Annotated in this window: 12 protein-coding genes; 11 read left to right on the top strand and 1 reads right to left on the bottom strand. The window is 34.6% G+C overall.

Features of this window, described 5'->3' with window-relative positions; genetic code table 11:
• Positions 1–199 precede the first annotated feature (199 nt).
• The 10 genes from HNS40_RS05650 to HNS40_RS05605 all read left to right on the top strand — a co-directional run bounded on the left by HNS40_RS05650 (position 200) and on the right by HNS40_RS05605 (position 14522).
• Positions 200–4669 (top strand): lamin tail domain-containing protein, encoded by a 4470-nt coding sequence (locus tag HNS40_RS05650; protein WP_172278559.1) that lies wholly within the window; start codon positions 200–202, stop codon positions 4667–4669.
• A gap of 107 nt (positions 4670–4776) precedes the next feature.
• Positions 4777–6450: a 2-succinyl-5-enolpyruvyl-6-hydroxy-3-cyclohexene-1-carboxylic-acid synthase gene (gene menD, locus HNS40_RS05645; protein WP_172278557.1), complete on the top strand. Its 1674-nt coding sequence runs from the start codon at positions 4777–4779 to the stop codon at positions 6448–6450.
• Positions 6451–6481: 31 nt separating this feature from the next.
• Positions 6482–7006, top strand: a complete 525-nt coding sequence (locus HNS40_RS05640) for a hypothetical protein (RefSeq protein ID WP_172278555.1) — start codon at positions 6482–6484, stop codon at positions 7004–7006.
• 262 nt (positions 7007–7268) lie between these two features.
• A complete protein-coding gene (locus HNS40_RS05635) occupies positions 7269–8579 on the top strand; it encodes an aspartate kinase (RefSeq protein WP_172278553.1) in 1311 nt (436 codons plus the stop codon).
• Position 8580: 1 nt separating this feature from the next.
• Positions 8581–9744 (top strand): diaminopimelate decarboxylase, encoded by a 1164-nt coding sequence (gene lysA, locus HNS40_RS05630; protein ID WP_172278551.1) that lies wholly within the window; start codon positions 8581–8583, stop codon positions 9742–9744.
• Between the two features lie 6 nt (positions 9745–9750).
• Complete coding sequence (locus HNS40_RS05625) at positions 9751–10956, top strand: aspartyl protease family protein (RefSeq protein WP_172278549.1); 1206 nt, start codon at positions 9751–9753, stop codon at positions 10954–10956.
• A gap of 43 nt (positions 10957–10999) precedes the next feature.
• On the top strand, positions 11000–12073 hold the full coding sequence (locus tag HNS40_RS05620; RefSeq protein ID WP_172278547.1) for a BamA/TamA family outer membrane protein: 1074 nt from the start codon (positions 11000–11002) through the stop codon (positions 12071–12073).
• A gap of 160 nt (positions 12074–12233) precedes the next feature.
• Positions 12234–12641: a hypothetical protein gene (locus HNS40_RS05615; RefSeq protein WP_172278545.1), complete on the top strand. Its 408-nt coding sequence runs from the start codon at positions 12234–12236 to the stop codon at positions 12639–12641.
• A 184-nt stretch (positions 12642–12825) separates the two neighbouring features.
• Positions 12826–13827, top strand: coding sequence for a DUF3089 domain-containing protein (locus HNS40_RS05610; RefSeq protein WP_172278543.1), 1002 nt, complete (start codon positions 12826–12828; stop codon positions 13825–13827).
• The gene (locus HNS40_RS05605) at positions 13824–14522 is read left to right on the top strand and encodes a DUF4919 domain-containing protein (RefSeq protein ID WP_172278541.1); all 699 of its coding nucleotides are present in this window, start codon (positions 13824–13826) and stop codon (positions 14520–14522) included. The genes HNS40_RS05610 and HNS40_RS05605 overlap by 4 nt, the downstream gene beginning before the upstream one ends.
• Positions 14523–14767: 245 nt before the next feature.
• Here HNS40_RS05605 and HNS40_RS05600 read toward each other — a convergent pair whose 3' ends face one another.
• A complete protein-coding gene (locus tag HNS40_RS05600) occupies positions 14768–15112 on the bottom strand; it encodes a hypothetical protein (RefSeq protein ID WP_172278539.1) in 345 nt (114 codons plus the stop codon).
• A gap of 179 nt (positions 15113–15291) precedes the next feature.
• Here HNS40_RS05600 and HNS40_RS05595 point away from each other — a divergent pair, with 179 nt between their 5' ends.
• A complete protein-coding gene (locus HNS40_RS05595; RefSeq protein ID WP_172278537.1) occupies positions 15292–16050 on the top strand; it encodes a DUF4197 domain-containing protein in 759 nt (252 codons plus the stop codon).
• Positions 16051–16483: the final 433 nt, after the last annotated feature.

Here is a 16483-nt window from a genome sequence, read left to right as displayed (position 1 = left end):
GTAGAAGTAATCCGTGAAAATTAGTGGAATTAGTGGACAGCTTTTTCTTTTTTTAATTTAATCGTTGATTTTTTAATTAAAACTGAAAGTATGAGTTTGCCCTGGGCTAATGAGTAGCTGTTCAAAGCAATTCAATAGAATTTCTTACTGACATGTTACATTACAAGCCTAAAAAGATTATTTCATATATTTGCCAGCTATGAGAATACTTAAAATTATTTTAATCCTACTAGTTATTTTCATTTACCAACCTATCAAAGCCCAACTTACCATTAATGAATTAATGGCGGCGAATTCTTCTATTATTTATGACCCTGACTTTGACGAAAGTTCCGATTGGGTAGAAATCTATAACAACTCATCTGGCGAAGTGAACCTTTCCAATTATTCACTTACAGATAACCTAGATGAACCCGGCAAATGGTCTTTTCCATCAGGAACTACTATTCCCGCTCACGGATTTTTGATAATTTGGGCAGATGGCCAAGACACAGGCCTTCATACTTCATTTAAATTAAGTAGCGATGGAGAAGAAATTGGCTTATTCGACGAAAATCAAAACATGGTAGACAGCCTTGTTTTTCCAGCCCAAAAAACAAATATCAGTTATGGCCGTCATATAGATGGTGCTTCTTCTTTATATTGGTTTAGTAGTCCTAGTCCTGCTTCTTCAAATAATGCCTCCACTCCATTTATTGGCATCACCTATTACGAGCCCAAGTTCTCCATTAAGGGTGGATTTTACCAGACCGAACAATGGGTAGAGTTAAGTAGTATCAGCGGGGAAATCCATTATACCACTGACGGCTCCACTCCTGCTATCGACGACCCATTATATTCTCAAGCCATCCCCATTAGCCATACTACTTTTCTTCGTGCTCGGGTATTCCAATCGCAGCACATTCCGGGGCCTATTATCACCCATTCCTACTTCTTCGACGATAGCTTACTGGATAGAGAACTACCCATAGTGTCTTTGGTTTGTGATGATGAATATTTTTGGGATGATGATAATGGTATTTATGTCCAAGACTTCAAACCTGAATGGGAATATCCGATAAACATAGAACTCTTTGAAAACAATGATAACAACCGCTCTGTCTTTAATGAAATAGCAGGCGTTAAAGTAAATGGGAAGTTTAGTTGGCAACTGCCCCAGAAAATGCTGGGCATCTATTTTAGAAAAGAATATGGAAATAATAGTTTAGACTATCCTGTTTTTGATGATAGAGAAAGGAATTCATATAATGAAATCATACTACGCGCAAGTGGTAGCGATTGGTCCGAAACGATATTTAGAGATGGATTAGCACAGGAGATGGCCCAAGAAAACACCCATATTCCTCACCAAGGTTTTAGGCCTAGTATAGTTTTTATAAATGGAGAATATTTAGGAATCCATAATATTCGTTCAAGAATTGATGATGGTTTTATTGAAACCACCTATGATATGGAATCCGGTAGCTATGATTTAATTAAAAATGAAGGAGAAATTGAGGAAGGCAGTGATGAACAATACTTAGAAATGGAGACATTATTTAATAATGACCTTAGCATAGAAAGTAATTTTCAATCCCTATCAAATAAAGTAGATCTGGAAAATTTCACCAATTATTGGATCACTCAAATATGGTCAGCCAATTACAGCTGGGGACATAATATTAATTATTGGAAACCTAAAGAAGGAGGGAAATGGCAGTTTATATTTGCTGATTTAGATCGTGCATTTATTGAATCGAATTACTCCATTACTGAGTTTGCAGTTCCTTCGGAAGACAATTATTATGACTTTGCCCAATATTGGTTCGAGAGCATCTTTCAAAATGAGGAATATGCTCAATTCTTTGTACAAAGATTTAACGACCATATTTTCACCTCCTACCATCCTCAACGCTTATTGCCTCTTATAGATGAATTTGCAGCCACTATAGACCAAGAAATCCCTTATCATGTGGATAAATATTCTGGAACTACTTCTGTTTATGGGGATGGCATTGAAAGTGTAGAATTCTGGGAAGAAGAAGTAGAAGTTATTAAAGAATTTGCCTTAGAGCGCCATGAGTTTATGATGGAAGACCTGCAAGACTTTTTTGGGATGGGTCCTATTCACCAGCTCCAAACCAACTGCATTCCTAATAATGCTGGAAATATTTACATCGACGACTTCACAATCCCTTCTCAACCTTGGCAAGGCCCATATTTTCAGGATATGACTTTTCAACTTAAAGCAGAAACAAATCCAGGATTTGAATTTCAAGGATGGAATGCCATATTTAATACTTCCCTAATTAATTTGGAAGACGATTGGAAATATCACGATTTAGGTGAAGACTTAGGAAGCACCTGGAAGGAAAGCGATTTTGATGACTCGTCTTGGTCTATAGGTCAAGCAGAATTAGGTTACGGTGATGAAGACGAAAACACAATAATTTCCTATGGTGGTGATGAAGATGACAAATATATTACCAGCTATTTCCGAAAATCATTTGAATATCAAGAAATTGCTGAATCCATCACCGGTCATATAAAACTAAGAAGAGACGATGGGATTATTGTATACCTCAATGGAACGGAAATCATTAGAAACAATATGCCCGAAGGCGATATTAATTACAGAACCAGAGCTCTGGAAAACATTTTAGGCTCTGATGAAGATGATTTAATTGAATATACATTTGAAGATATGAGCTTAGAAAGCCAAAATGTGATTGCTGTTGAAATCCATCAAATCAGTCACAAAAGTGGTGATATCAGCTTTGATTTGTCTTTTACGGTTAGTGGCATCTCCAATGCTTTTATTTCCACAGAAGAAATTCTAGATATTAGCCTAGAATCTGACTCTGGCTTTATCGCCAATTACCAAAGTACCGATGCTTGCCTGTTGCCTTTAGAAATTACTGAGAATACCTCTTTAAGTATAGACTGCTCTCCATATTTGGCTTCTGGGGATTTAAATATCATGCCAAATATATCTTTAAGCATTGATCCAGGTGTGGAAATCTGGTTTCCAGAAAACGCAGGCATGAGGGTTCAAGGAGATCTACAAGTAAATGGAAGCGAATCACAACCCGTAATTTTCAAAGCCAATCAAGAATATGGTGCAGACTCTTGGAACATTCTATTGTTTGACAATGCCAGTAGTCCCAGTCATTTGACACACCTAGAAATAAGAGACGCATCCACAGGCCTCCATCCCGTTTTCCATAAGGCGGCCATTTCCATTTTTAATAGTGAGGTCATTATGGATCATCTGCTCCTAGATGATAATTTTGATAGCCCAATTTATGCTCATCAATCCAATATTAGTCTGAACAATAGCCTACTTCATTCAAAAGTTACAGGAGATTTAATCAATGTTAAATATGGAGATTGTATCATCGATAACTGTCACTTTATTGGGAACGAACAAGTTGATACAGATGCCATTGACTATGATGGGGTTACCAATGGTATCATAAGAAACTCAACTATTGAAAAATTTTACGGTTCTAATAGCGATGGAATAGATTTGGGAGAAGAAAGTAAAGACATCCTGATTGAAAATTGTCATATCGATGAAATCACAGATAAGGGGATTTCCATAGGACAATCTTCAACTGCAATAATGCTAAACAATACCATAACTTACTGTAACTTAGGAATTGGAATTAAAGATCTAGGAGAAGGAATCGTTAATCATAATACCTTCTATGCCAATGTTCATGCAGCATCTGTTTTTGAAAAAAACATTGGTGCGGGAGGGGGATTCTTAGATATCAAAAATTCTATTCTTTCCAATTCCAGCAAAAGCCCAATAAAAGTGGATGATGTTTCCATAGCTTTAAGCGAACAAAATATTTACGATAATGATGCCATGTTAGGAGCTAGTAACCAGTGGATGAATCCTCAATTTAGCAACCCTGATTTCTATAATTTCCAATTACTTTCTGGTTCTGGAGCTATTAATGCTGGCCTAGATGGAGAAGATCTGGGCGCTCCTTATTCTGCTTTAAATAAGGAGAAGAAAGTCCATATCTCCGACCTTTATTATTTTCACCCTTGGAATGTAGATAAAGAATTTATCAGAATTCATAACTCCTCAGATATTACTATCGATATCAGTAATTATCAGTTATCTATTGGGATTGAGTTTACCTTTCCAAATGGAACCCAATTAGAAGCCAACGAAAAAATACTAATAGCTAAGGATAAAAGCTTATTTAGCCATGTTCCGGGACAACTATTTGAATGGACTTCAGGAAAGCTCTCCAACGAAGGAGAAAAGGTAGTTCTCTTAAACCAACATGGGATAATAATTGATCATATTAAATTTTTACCAGAACAGCCTTGGCCTGTGCTATTAGAAGCTGATGATTATATCAGTTTAATTGCTGATTCTTTAGACAATCACTTTGGAAGTAACTGGACTATTGGAGAACCTTTGGCCATTTCAGAATACAACAACAGCCACCATCAAATAGAGGTCTTCCCTATCCCCTGCTCAGAACTACTTAACTTGCGCTGCTCTCAAGATATCGAACTTGTTCAAATCTTTGATATTTCAGGCAGAGAATTAATACAAAGCAGGCATTCTTCTTCAAAGATCCAAATAAATGTAGAAAGTCTTGAACCAGGTGTTTATTTTTCTAAAATTGATAATGAACAGATTATAAAATTTGTGAAAGAATAGAATTTTGGAATTCGGCTTTTGACTCTTCGATCGCTTCGAGATTCAACCTTCAAACTTCCTGTCAAAAAAATCCTTGCATCATCAAGTAAAAAAACAGAAATTTGCCTATGATTTCTAATAAACCCGGCCTGGAACTTTTGGTACAGATATTTATTCAAGAGGGCATTAAAGACATAGTGATTTCTCCTGGCAGTAGAAACGCTCCCATGATGCTCACCTTTCCGGAATATCCCGAATTTAATATCCATAGCATTATTGATGAAAGAAGCGCTGGTTTTTTTGCTTTGGGTTTGGCTCAAAAATCTCGTTGTCCCGTGGTGCTCAATTGTACCTCTGGCACTGCCCTACTCAATTATGCTCCAGCTATAGCTGAGGCTTATTATCAGCAGATTCCTCTAATTGTTCTATCGGCAGACCGACCCGAATATCTAATAGATCAAGGCGATGGCCAAGCTATTGTTCAGCAAAACGTGTATCATAATTTCATTAGAAAATCTGTGCAGCTGCCTGAAGATATTCAATCTAAAAAGGATGAAGAAGACTTTCAAAGATTAGTTTTTGAAACCATAGAAGCGGGTCAAAATCCAGTTCAAGGGCCGGTACATATTAACGTTCCTCTTGATGAACCCATTTACGATTTAAAAGAAAAAGAGAAGCATGCTCTTATCCCATTTAAGAAATCAAAGATAGATACAGCATTATCAAATGATAAAAAACTAAATCTTCTCAACAAATGGAATCAAGCTGAAAAGAAATTAATCATTATCGGACAACACCTCCCTGATCCAGAGCTCAAGCAACTACTAAAGAAACTAGCTTCACAAGGTGCTGTTATCATGACAGAGAGCACTTCAAACATGCATTCCTCCGATTTTGTTAGTCATATAGATCAGGTACTCACTCAAATAAACAATAAAAACGAATCACGCTTTTTTCCAGATTTAGCGATTAGTATAGGTGGACATATCGTGAGTAAAAAGATAAAAGCTTGGCTCCGCAAAGAAACGGAATACGAACATTGGCATATCAGCTTAGATACAAAAGCTCCAAATACCTTTTTTCATTTAAAGGAACATATTCAATCTGAGGAGGCCACCGTTTTAAGCCTTTTCTTAAATGAGGATGAAAAGGCTTCAAAATATCAGACCTCTTGGAGCAAAATAGTAAAACAAGCCCAAAAATTACATAGGTATTACTTGAGCAATATACCATTCTCCGATTTATTAGTTTATGCTGAGTTACAAAAGTCATTACCAAAGAAAGCTTATTTACACTTTGCCAACAGCACTCCTATTCGTTATTCTCAATTCTTCAAATTCACTAAAGAGATGGTAATAGACTGTAATCGAGGCGTAAGTGGAATAGATGGTAGCGTTTCTACCGCTTTAGGACAGAGTCAAAAATACAAAGGGCAAACGATACTCATCACTGGTGACCTTAGCTTCTTCTACGACAATAACGCCCTCTGGAATAATTACCTTAATTCCAATTTCAAAATCATCCTCATCAATAATGGAGGCGGTGGTATCTTCCGTTTTATAGATGGACCCTTGAAAAGTGGCCAAATTGATTTATTTGAGACTCCTCATGGTCGAGTAGCCCGAACACTAGCAATGGAATCAGGATTGGAATATCGACTTTGCACTGAAAAAGACGATTTATCTCCTTCTTTGGTAGAGCTCGTTAACTCACCCAATTCACAATTGCTCGAAATCTTCACTCCAAGAGAACTGAACGACATCGTTTTAAAAGAATATTTTAAATTCTTACGAGGAGAATAATGCTTATCTTTGAGGTGTAAAAACAACACCAATGATGTCGCAGATTCTCACACACTCCTTTGGGAAATCATTCCCTCCTAGTCTTAGCTTCTCAGGTTATGTGTTTCTATTTGTTGGTATTGTTGGAGCATATAGTAATATATACATAGGTGCTTTGTTTATTTTGGCTGGAATATTTATTGCCTTTACAAGAAGTGGGGTCCAAATCAACCTTGAAGAAAACACTTACCGGGATTATAATTGTTTCTTTGGTATCCGTCAAGGAAAATGGAAATCGCTAGAACCCTACTCCTATATTACATTAATGCAAAACCATGAGGAAAGCGCCACTTTAAGTAGGTCCAATAGAAGATCTATTACGGGCTCCACCACCTATTACGATATCTGTTTATTAAATGGCAACCATAGAGAAAGGCTTACCATTAAAAGAATTACAGAACGCGAACAAGCCAGTAGAGAAATCAAAAAACTTTCAGAACTACTGAAACTTCCCATGACTAAATATATGCCATGCGTTAACACAAAGTATAACAAAAAACGAAAACCGAGGAGATAGACCTTGTTTTTGTTTCACAATGACAATTATAACATAATATTAACCTCGGTTTCTTTCTCAAAATTCTTAAAAAATTATCTTTGCAAATTCATCTATCCATTATTAGTGAACATGTATGACAATGGCCTGATGTATAATGAAGTTCATTAATTCAAAAATCTATTTTGAGAAGCCTGAAACTTAAATTTAGGAGAATTTATCTTCTTGCTTCATGCTAAATCAGATTTCTGTCAGAACTAAAACAACAAAAAACAACATAAACATGATTGTATTAAAATTTGGAGGAACCTCTGTAGGTTCACCAGAACGAATAAAAGAGCTTGCTTCTTTAATTCAGATTCCTGGAAAGAAAATCATTGTTTTGTCTGCCATGTCGGGCACAACTAATAGCTTAGTCGAAATTATTAAATCCTTGTATAAAAAGGACCATAAACAGGCAAATAAACAGATTTCTGCTCTTGAAGATCAATACAAGAAACATGTAATAGAACTCTTTTCTAGTAAAGAATACCATGAAATTGGTCAAGAACTATTAAAATCTCATTTTAAGCACCTTCGTTCGTTTACTGAAGATATGTTTACCCTCTTTGAAGAAAAATCCGTTTTAGCCCAAGGGGAATTATTATCTACTTCTCTTTTATACTTCTACTTAAAAGAACAAAATATAGGTAGTCACTTGTTGTCTGCTTTAGATTTCATGCGCATTAATAAAGAAGGTGAACCAGATTTGAATTATATAAAAGAAAACCTTCAACAGATGTTAAACAGCTATGGTCATCATGATATTATCATCACCCAAGGATATATCTGTAGAAATACCTATGGAGAAATTGATAATCTAAAAAGAGGAGGAAGCGATTATTCAGCATCCTTAATTGGAGCTGCTATAGGTGCCGATGAGATTCAAATTTGGACCGATATTGATGGCATGCACAATAACGATCCTAGATATGTTGAAAACACACAAGCCCTCACCCACTTATCCTTTGATGAAGCAGCGGAATTGGCTTATTTTGGAGCTAAAATATTACACCCATCGTCTGTACTTCCAGCTAAGAAAGCGAATATTCCCGTCCGACTAAAAAACACCATGGAACCCAAAGCTCATGGCACTCTAATCTCCAGCAATATCACTGGGGAGGGCATTAAATCAATAGCTGCTAAAGATGGTATTACAGCCATTAAGATCAAAAGTGGCAGAATGCTTTTGGCTTATGGTTTCCTAAGAAAAGTATTTGAGATTTTTGAGACTTACAAGACACCTATCGATATGATTACCACTTCGGAAGTAGCTGTTTCCGTAACCATTGATGATATCTCAAAAATAAAAGAAATAGTAAAAGAGTTAGAGAAATATGGAATGGTAGAAGTAGAAACCGACCTAAGTATTATTTGTGTAGTAGGCGATTTTATAGCTGAAAGCAAAGGATATGCCGTCAGAATCTTCGATGCCCTAAGACATATCCCTATCCGTATGATTTCCTATGGTGGAAGTCGTCATAATGTATCGCTATTGGTACAAACTACTCATAAAACAGATTCATTGGTCTCACTCCACCAAAAATTATTCTAAGATGTTTACTATACAAGAACTACAATTATTTAAAGACCAAGCTACTCCATTTTACTATTATGACATGGAATTGCTCAAACAAACCTTGGAATCCCTAAAAGAAGCTTCTCAAAAACATAATTATCATGTGCATTATGCTTTTAAAGCAAATACCAATAATGAAATCTTAGAACTCATACAAAGTTATGGTTTTGGAGCTGATTGTGTGAGTGGAAATGAGGTTTCAAAGGCTATTGCTACAAACTTCCCCTCCTCTAAAATTGCTTTTGCTGGAGTTGGAAAATCGGATGCAGAGATCAATACTGCTCTCGATCATGATATATTTTGCTTCAATTGTGAATCTTTACCCGAAATGGAAGTGATTAATGAATTGGCTGAGAAGAAAAACAAAATTGCATCTATAGCCCTAAGAATCAACCCAAATGTAAATGCCAAGACCCATCATTATATCACCACTGGTTTAGAGGAAAATAAATTCGGAATCAATCGTTGGGAATTAGAGGATGTTATTTTAAGATTAAAAGACTTGAAGCATTTAAAGCTAATTGGCTTGCATTTTCACATAGGATCTCAAATCAGAGATCTAAGTGCCTTTAGAAGCTTGTGTTTACGGGTTAATGAGATTCAGCAATGGTTTTACTCTAATCACATTATAGTGGACCACATCAATGTAGGAGGAGGATTGGGAATTGATTATGAGAATCCTGATGAAAATGCCATTCCTGATTTCCAGAGCTTTTTCCAACTCTTTCACGAACTGCTAGAACTTCGCCCAAAGCAAGAATTACACTTTGAATTAGGTAGAGCAATCACTGCACAGTGTGGAACACTCATTTCTAAAGTACTCTACATTAAGAAAGGCATAAAAACCAACTTCGCAATTATTGATGCAGGTATGACAGAACTCATTCGACCTGCACTTTATCAGGCTTATCATAAAGTGGAAAATATCACAACTTTTGAAACCGAAACAGAAAAGTATGATGTAGTCGGTCCCATTTGTGAATCATCTGATTGCTTCGGTAAAGCCATTGTTTTGCCAAAAACTAAACGAGGTGATCTGATGGCTATTCGAAGTACTGGAGCTTATGGAGAAGTACTATCTTCTTTTTATAACCTTAGGGACAAAGCTAAAAGTATTTATTCAAGTAATCTTAATAAATAACTCCATATGAAATCATTACAATCTTTATCATTTTTAATTTCTATTGTCTTAGGTTTATCCGTTCTTAACTCCTGTGCACCTTCTTGGTCGGAGACTTTTCAATCAGGAAGTATCACAAAGCAAGACTTTACAGAGACCATTAATATGGAATTGATAAAGGGCGTTATCATCATTCCCGTAGAAATAAATGGAAAAACCTATCGCTTTTTATTTGATACTGGAGCCATTAATAGCATCTCCGAAGAAATGCAAGAAGAATTGGATTTCAAACAAGTGAGTACGGGTCACCTCAAAGATTCTGATAATAATAGAACCAAAGTAAAATATGTGAATGTGGATACCCTTTCCATAAACGGAATTGAGTTTTATAATCAAACCAGCTTTGTAGGTGATTTTAATGCCAATCCAGTATTAAGATGTATGAAACTTGATGGAATCTTAGGAAGTAATGTGATGCATTTTTGCAATTGGACCATCGATTATAAAAAAGAAGAAATCACCTTAAGTAATGAAAAAATAGAGGAGGCTGATAAAGAAACTTTTACCATTCCATTTGAAACAGATAAGCAATACAGTCAATTTATCGATTTAAAAATCGGTGACAAGAGTATCAATCACATCAAAGTTGATTATGGTTCAAATGGTTCTTTATCAATACCTAATAGTGCTTTTGAAAAACTAAAAGAATACGAACTCATAGAGAAAACCACTTTTGAAACTGGATTTTCACAATCGGGTATTGTGGGTAAGACTTTAGTAAAGAAAGATGAAATCACCATTGTGGACAGCCTATATCATGAAAATTTGAAATTTAGAAATGTTTTATTGGAATCGGGTGGAAATGGACTTTTAGGAAGTAAGATATTCTCCAATTGGATAGTTACCATTGATTGGGAAGATCAGCTACTTTATTTTCGAGCCCAAGAAGAACAAAAGATTGATCAGTACACATTTGGACTTGGCATTGGATATTCAGAGAAGCTAGGCGCTTATGTCCAAACCATTATACAAGGAAGTCCTGCTGAAGCGGCGGGAATAGAACCTAAAATGAAGATTTTGAAAATTGGAGAAATCAGTTTTAATGAAGAATCTGATTTCTGTCAATACATACACTACACCAAAAAAGAGGATACTATAGAACTTGAATTTATTGATTTTGAAGGCAATACTCATCAAAAAACCTTGCTAAAGGATAATTATTCTTTGAAATAGAATTTTTTTTCTTAATTTTATTTCATGAACCCAAAACGCAAAAATGAATTCAAAATTACTCTGTTTACTCGTTCTTCTTTTAATCCTTATTGAGATTCCAATTTCAAAGGCTCAGACTGATATCATAGTTGCAGACTCCACAGAAAAGAATATTAATTTTGTTCCCATCCCCTATCTCAACTACGATCGTAGCATGGGCTTCTCTTTTGGAGCCCTACCCATGATGATGTATAAGCTTAATAAGAAAGATACTATTTCTCCTTCTTCCATAAGTGGTGCTATTGGAATTTATTCCACTGAAAAGACTTGGTTTGCCATGGTCTTCAATAAGTTCTATTTTAATCAAGATAGATGGAGAGCTTCTCTTTTTGGTGGTAGAGGTAATATCAATTTTCAATTCTTCTGGGATAATCCCTTATCCCCTGGATATATTGATTACAATACTGTTGCAGATATTTTCAAGGTAGAATTGCAAAGAAAAATAGTTCATGGCCTTTATTTGGGTTTTAATTATACCTATATGAAAATGGAAACTAATTTTGATATTGGTGAAGGCATCAAAGAAACCACCTTTTTTAATGGCTTAGGAGGAATTATTTCCTATGACAGAAGAGACAATGTATATTATCCACTTAAGGGTCTGATTGTAAATATCAAATACTCCACCTTTCCTTCTTTATTAGATAACAAATTCGTTTCTGATAAGATAGAATTTGATTATAACCATTTTATTTCCATGAAAAATGAAAAAGATGTGATTGGATTACGCCTCTATGGTGGTTTTGGAATAGGCGATTTAAACTTCAACCAACAATTTGTGGTGGGCAGAAATGATATTAGAGGATACACCCAAGGAAAATATAGAGGAAATCAAATGTTAGCCTTACAGGGAGAATACAGATTAAACCCCTGGAAGAAATTAGGCTTTGTTGGTTTTGCAGGTTTAGCTACGGTTTTTAATGCTGTCAATGAGTCAGACGAGGGTAAAATACTACCTGGTGCAGGTTTGGGTTTCCGCTATATGGTTTTCCCAAAAAACAAGATGAATGTGGGTATGGACATCGCTATTGGCGATGGTGATTGGGGAGTCTATTTTAAAATTGGAGAAACATTTTAATCAGCCTTGTTAATAACAATCTATTAACTAATTACAAACTAGTCTTTTAATAAGTTTGATTACTTTTGTAGTAACCATCAAATATTTTACCTGTTTTGTGTTTTATTCTCAAGACAAACAATTGTGAAATTGTTTAACGCTCAATAAAAACTCCCACATCATGGAATATAATTATCAATACTTTGAAGACCCACAACTTCTAATTATACAGTATAAAGATGAATTTACAATACAGGAATACTTGGATAGCCAAGAAATAATTCAAAACCATCCTAAATGGTCTGGATGTTCAAAAATTCTAATCGACATCAGAAACCTTTCACATCCTAGAGGAAGCAGCCTGGTAGACGAGTTAATGAAAGCCCGAAATAATGAAAAGCTGCATGATTATAAGCTAGGCTATTTAGTTGAATATCCTCAAACTATAGTTGTTATTCACCTTTATATAGATAGACTTAATAACCCCAATTACAAATACTGCTCCACTAATGAAGCTATCATCGCTCATTTAAACCTTCAACTAAACAGCATCGAACTAGATACCATGCTTCAAAACTTAAAAAATTGAGTCTAACTTAACAAATTTTCATTATTGCTCTCTTAAACCATAATTTTATATTTTTTAAACCAAAAGGGTCCTCTGTTTTAACAGATTTCTTACCTTTATCGTATTAGCGCTTTAGGGAAATCAATTAATTTCCATTTAGTTCTCAAAAGAATAATTTGACTATAATCAATTAACAGCATATAAAATGAAATCCTTTTCTACAAAATCATCCAAATCTATTCTCGCCCTAAGCATATTATTATCCATCCTCTACAATTCAAATGCCCAAGAAACTTGCGTTTATGAGCAAGACAAAAACTGGATTGTAAAAGCAGAACAAAAACTACAATATCAAGCAGATGTTTTTTATATCTATCCCACCGTATATTTCTCATCTACACCAGATAACATGAAACTTAACGATGTCGAACTGAGAGAAAAAGCTAAAGGAGTATATCTAGAGCAAGCTAGCGTATTTTTTAACTCAGCCAATATGTTTGCTCCTTATTATCCTCAGATGAGCATTGCTTGCCTTACTTTGCCTAAAGAAGAACATGATAAATATTATAGCATCGCCTATTCTGAAATAAAGAAAGCCCTATTGTATTATCTAAAAAACCTCAATCACGGCAGACCTTTTATTCTGGCTGGTCATAGCCAAGGAAGCATTTTAGGCATCGATTTAATGAAAGAATTATTCAATGATCAGGAATTACAAGAACAACTCATTGCGGCATATTTAATTGGATATTCAATTACAGCAGAAGATTTAGCAAATTATCCTCAACTCAAAATCGCTCAAGGGGAAACAGATAATGGGGTAATCATCACTTATAATACGCAAGCTCCAAATACTACAGGTTCTCCTGTCTTATTGGCAACAGCAGCTTGTGTGAACCCTTTAACGTGGACAACTGATAATTCCCTAGCGCCGTCAAGTAAAAACCTAGGAGCAGTATTCTTCGATACAAACCATAAAGCACTACCTGATCAAGTTGAGTATACCAATGCTCAAATTGACCTATCAACAGGAGCACTAGTTGTATCCACTCCTAACCCTGATGATTTTTATACGGAAGGAAAATCTTTTTTTCCTAAAGGCGTTTATCATGCCAACGATTATCAGTTCTTTTATAGGAATTTAGAAAAGAATGCTCAAAAGAGAATTAAGGCATACTTTCTAAAAAAACAAAGAAGAAAACAATGATATTCAAGCTAATAACCTATTTCGTACTCGTCAACTTATTTCTTCTCAAACCTACTATTAATGCCCAAAATAATTTATTTAGAGGAGTCCATTATCAAGAAATTGAAGCACAAATAAAATTTGCAGACTCCTCATTTTATTATCCTAAACTTTGGTCAGCATTTTTAGAGGGGGATAGCAATTTGAGCCTACAAGAAAAACGGCATCTTTATTATGGATTTATCTTTCAAGAATCCTACAATCCCTATTCCCATCCCATCTATATGGATAGCATTTCACAGTATTATAGTAAAAGTGAACTTGTCAAAGATGATTTTTTAAAAATCATACAATATTCAGATTCCATATTGATTACTCTTCCTTTTGAGATCAAGAGTTTGCAAGCTAAAGCGTTTGCATACTATAGCCTTTTTGATAAAGAAAATGAGCTCAAGGTGCAAAACCAAATCATGATGATTTACGATGCCATTTTAAGTAGTGGCGATGGATTGGCCAAAGAAAGTGCCTTCCAAATTCTTTATATCGCTCACGAGTACGATTTGATTGACTTCCTAGGATTTAAGTTTAGTGGAGAACAAAGCTTAGTGGAAGAGAAATATGATTACTTGTTGATTTTGCCCAATGAATTCCAAGTAGAAGGCTTCTATTTTGATGCTTCAGCCAGTTTAAATTATTTACTTAAGCTTTATAAATAGAATTCAGGTTTTATCTAAAACAAGTTAGGCGAAGTCATTGACTTCGCCTGGAGAATTTAAACTTAAAAAAACTTGCTTTTATATTGGTAATAATTGTTGTCTATTTGAATTAAATTTGGAGAAAATAAAACTTAGAAAAACTAATTATTATAATAATGTGTTTATAAAAACAATACCTTAAAAACTGGTTCAATACCAATTATTTAGATCAACGATCTATTTTTAAAATAAAAACAAGAATTAGTCTAAGAAATCGAGGGAGGTCCTCTAAGAACCGGAGTTAAATAACAATCCTGTAAAACATTTTGAATGAGCTGAGGGCTCAAAGAAACAACTTGAAAATAATGATTGAAACTTAACTCACTCTGTTGAATAATCAAATTTCCATTATTAAAATCTATCTTAAAAGTGGTCGAATTATCTTTTTTTAGAGAAAGCTTTTGATCACTTTTAAGGTAATGAAGCTGACCGATTAAATCTTCTCCATAGATTTTGTGCATATGAAAACTCAAGATGGATGCAAAACTTACCCACGCAATAGAAAATGCGATGATGAGGTAAATTCCGATATGTCTATTCGATTGTTTCATATATAAATACAAAAGTCTGAAATATAATTGATAATCAATATAGAATTTTGTTAATCTTCTTAATTTAACATCATTCTAAATAAAACTCTTAAAAAATCCTATTAATAGCTCAAAACAGAAAGTGGTATTTCAATTCTGAAATTAAAAGCCTAATTTTGCACGAATCAAAAACAAAATAAATGAAAACAATAAAATACCTCATTATAAGCATCAGCTTCATATTCTTTTTAAATTCTTGCGATGTGGCGCAACAAGTAATGACCGACTATGAAAATAGCAATTCAGGCACAAGTGCATTAACAGAAAGTGAAGTGGTAAAAGGTCTTAAAAGAGCCTTAAGTATTGGAGCAGAGTCTGCTGTAAAAGACCTTGGTATTACAAATGCCTTTTATGGTAATGCTGCTTATAAAATCCTACTTCCTAAAGAAGCACAAGCCATCACACAACATAAAGACAATCCCATGCTAAAAGCTGTTGGAATTGACAAGTTGATTACAGATGCCGAAAAGAGCATGAATAAAGCAGCTGAAAAAGCAGTGATAAAAGCCAAGCCTATTTTTGTAAATGCCATTACTAATATGAGTATTCAAGATGCTTTTGGTATATTAAATGGTGGAGATACTGCTGCCACCAACTATCTTCGTAAAAAAACCTATCAGCAATTATACACTCAGTTTAAACCAGAAGTAGGCAACACCCTAAACCAACCTATTTATCAAGGAGTTAGCACTCAAAAGAGTTGGAATGAATTAACAGGTGCTTATAACCAAGTGGCCCAGTTTGTACCTGCTTGGAATGCTGTAAATACAGACTTGGAAGACTATGTGACTCAAAAAGCTCTTTCTGCTTTATTTGATGAAGTAAAAAAAGAGGAGGCTAAAATAAGAAAAGACCCCGCAGCTAGAATCGATGCCATCCTCAAAAGAGTATTTGGTTAATATTATTGTAGTTAGATGTATTTTTACAAGATTATAGTTCATTCATCCTCTCGCCTTAATCATTAGGTTTTCCATCATTCTAAAAGCATTATATTGCTAATATCATAGCTCTTCTATTGAGCTATTCCCTAAATAGTATGCTTATTTAGGTATTAGAACATATAGCTCTATCCCAAAAGGAGCTCACCCCCCATAATAAGCAAATATCCAAAACAATACAGGACACAAGAATCACTTAATATAGCAATTAGGTTTTTTATCATTGAATCATTGTAACCATTTATTAAAATAGCATCATATAGATGCTAGATTTTCTCAATCAATATCAGAGTTTTAAACACTCTTTTTTTAAGATTATTAAAAGAAATATTTGATTCATAAAATCGATATTATATTTTTGTTAAAGAATAAAATGATTACAGATTTTAGAATA

Source organism: Lentimicrobium sp. S6, assembly GCF_013166635.1.
GTDB lineage: Bacteria > Bacteroidota > Bacteroidia > Bacteroidales > UBA12170 > UBA12170.
Note: the sequence above shows the minus strand (reverse complement) of the source record. Positions and strands in the feature narration are given on the sequence as shown.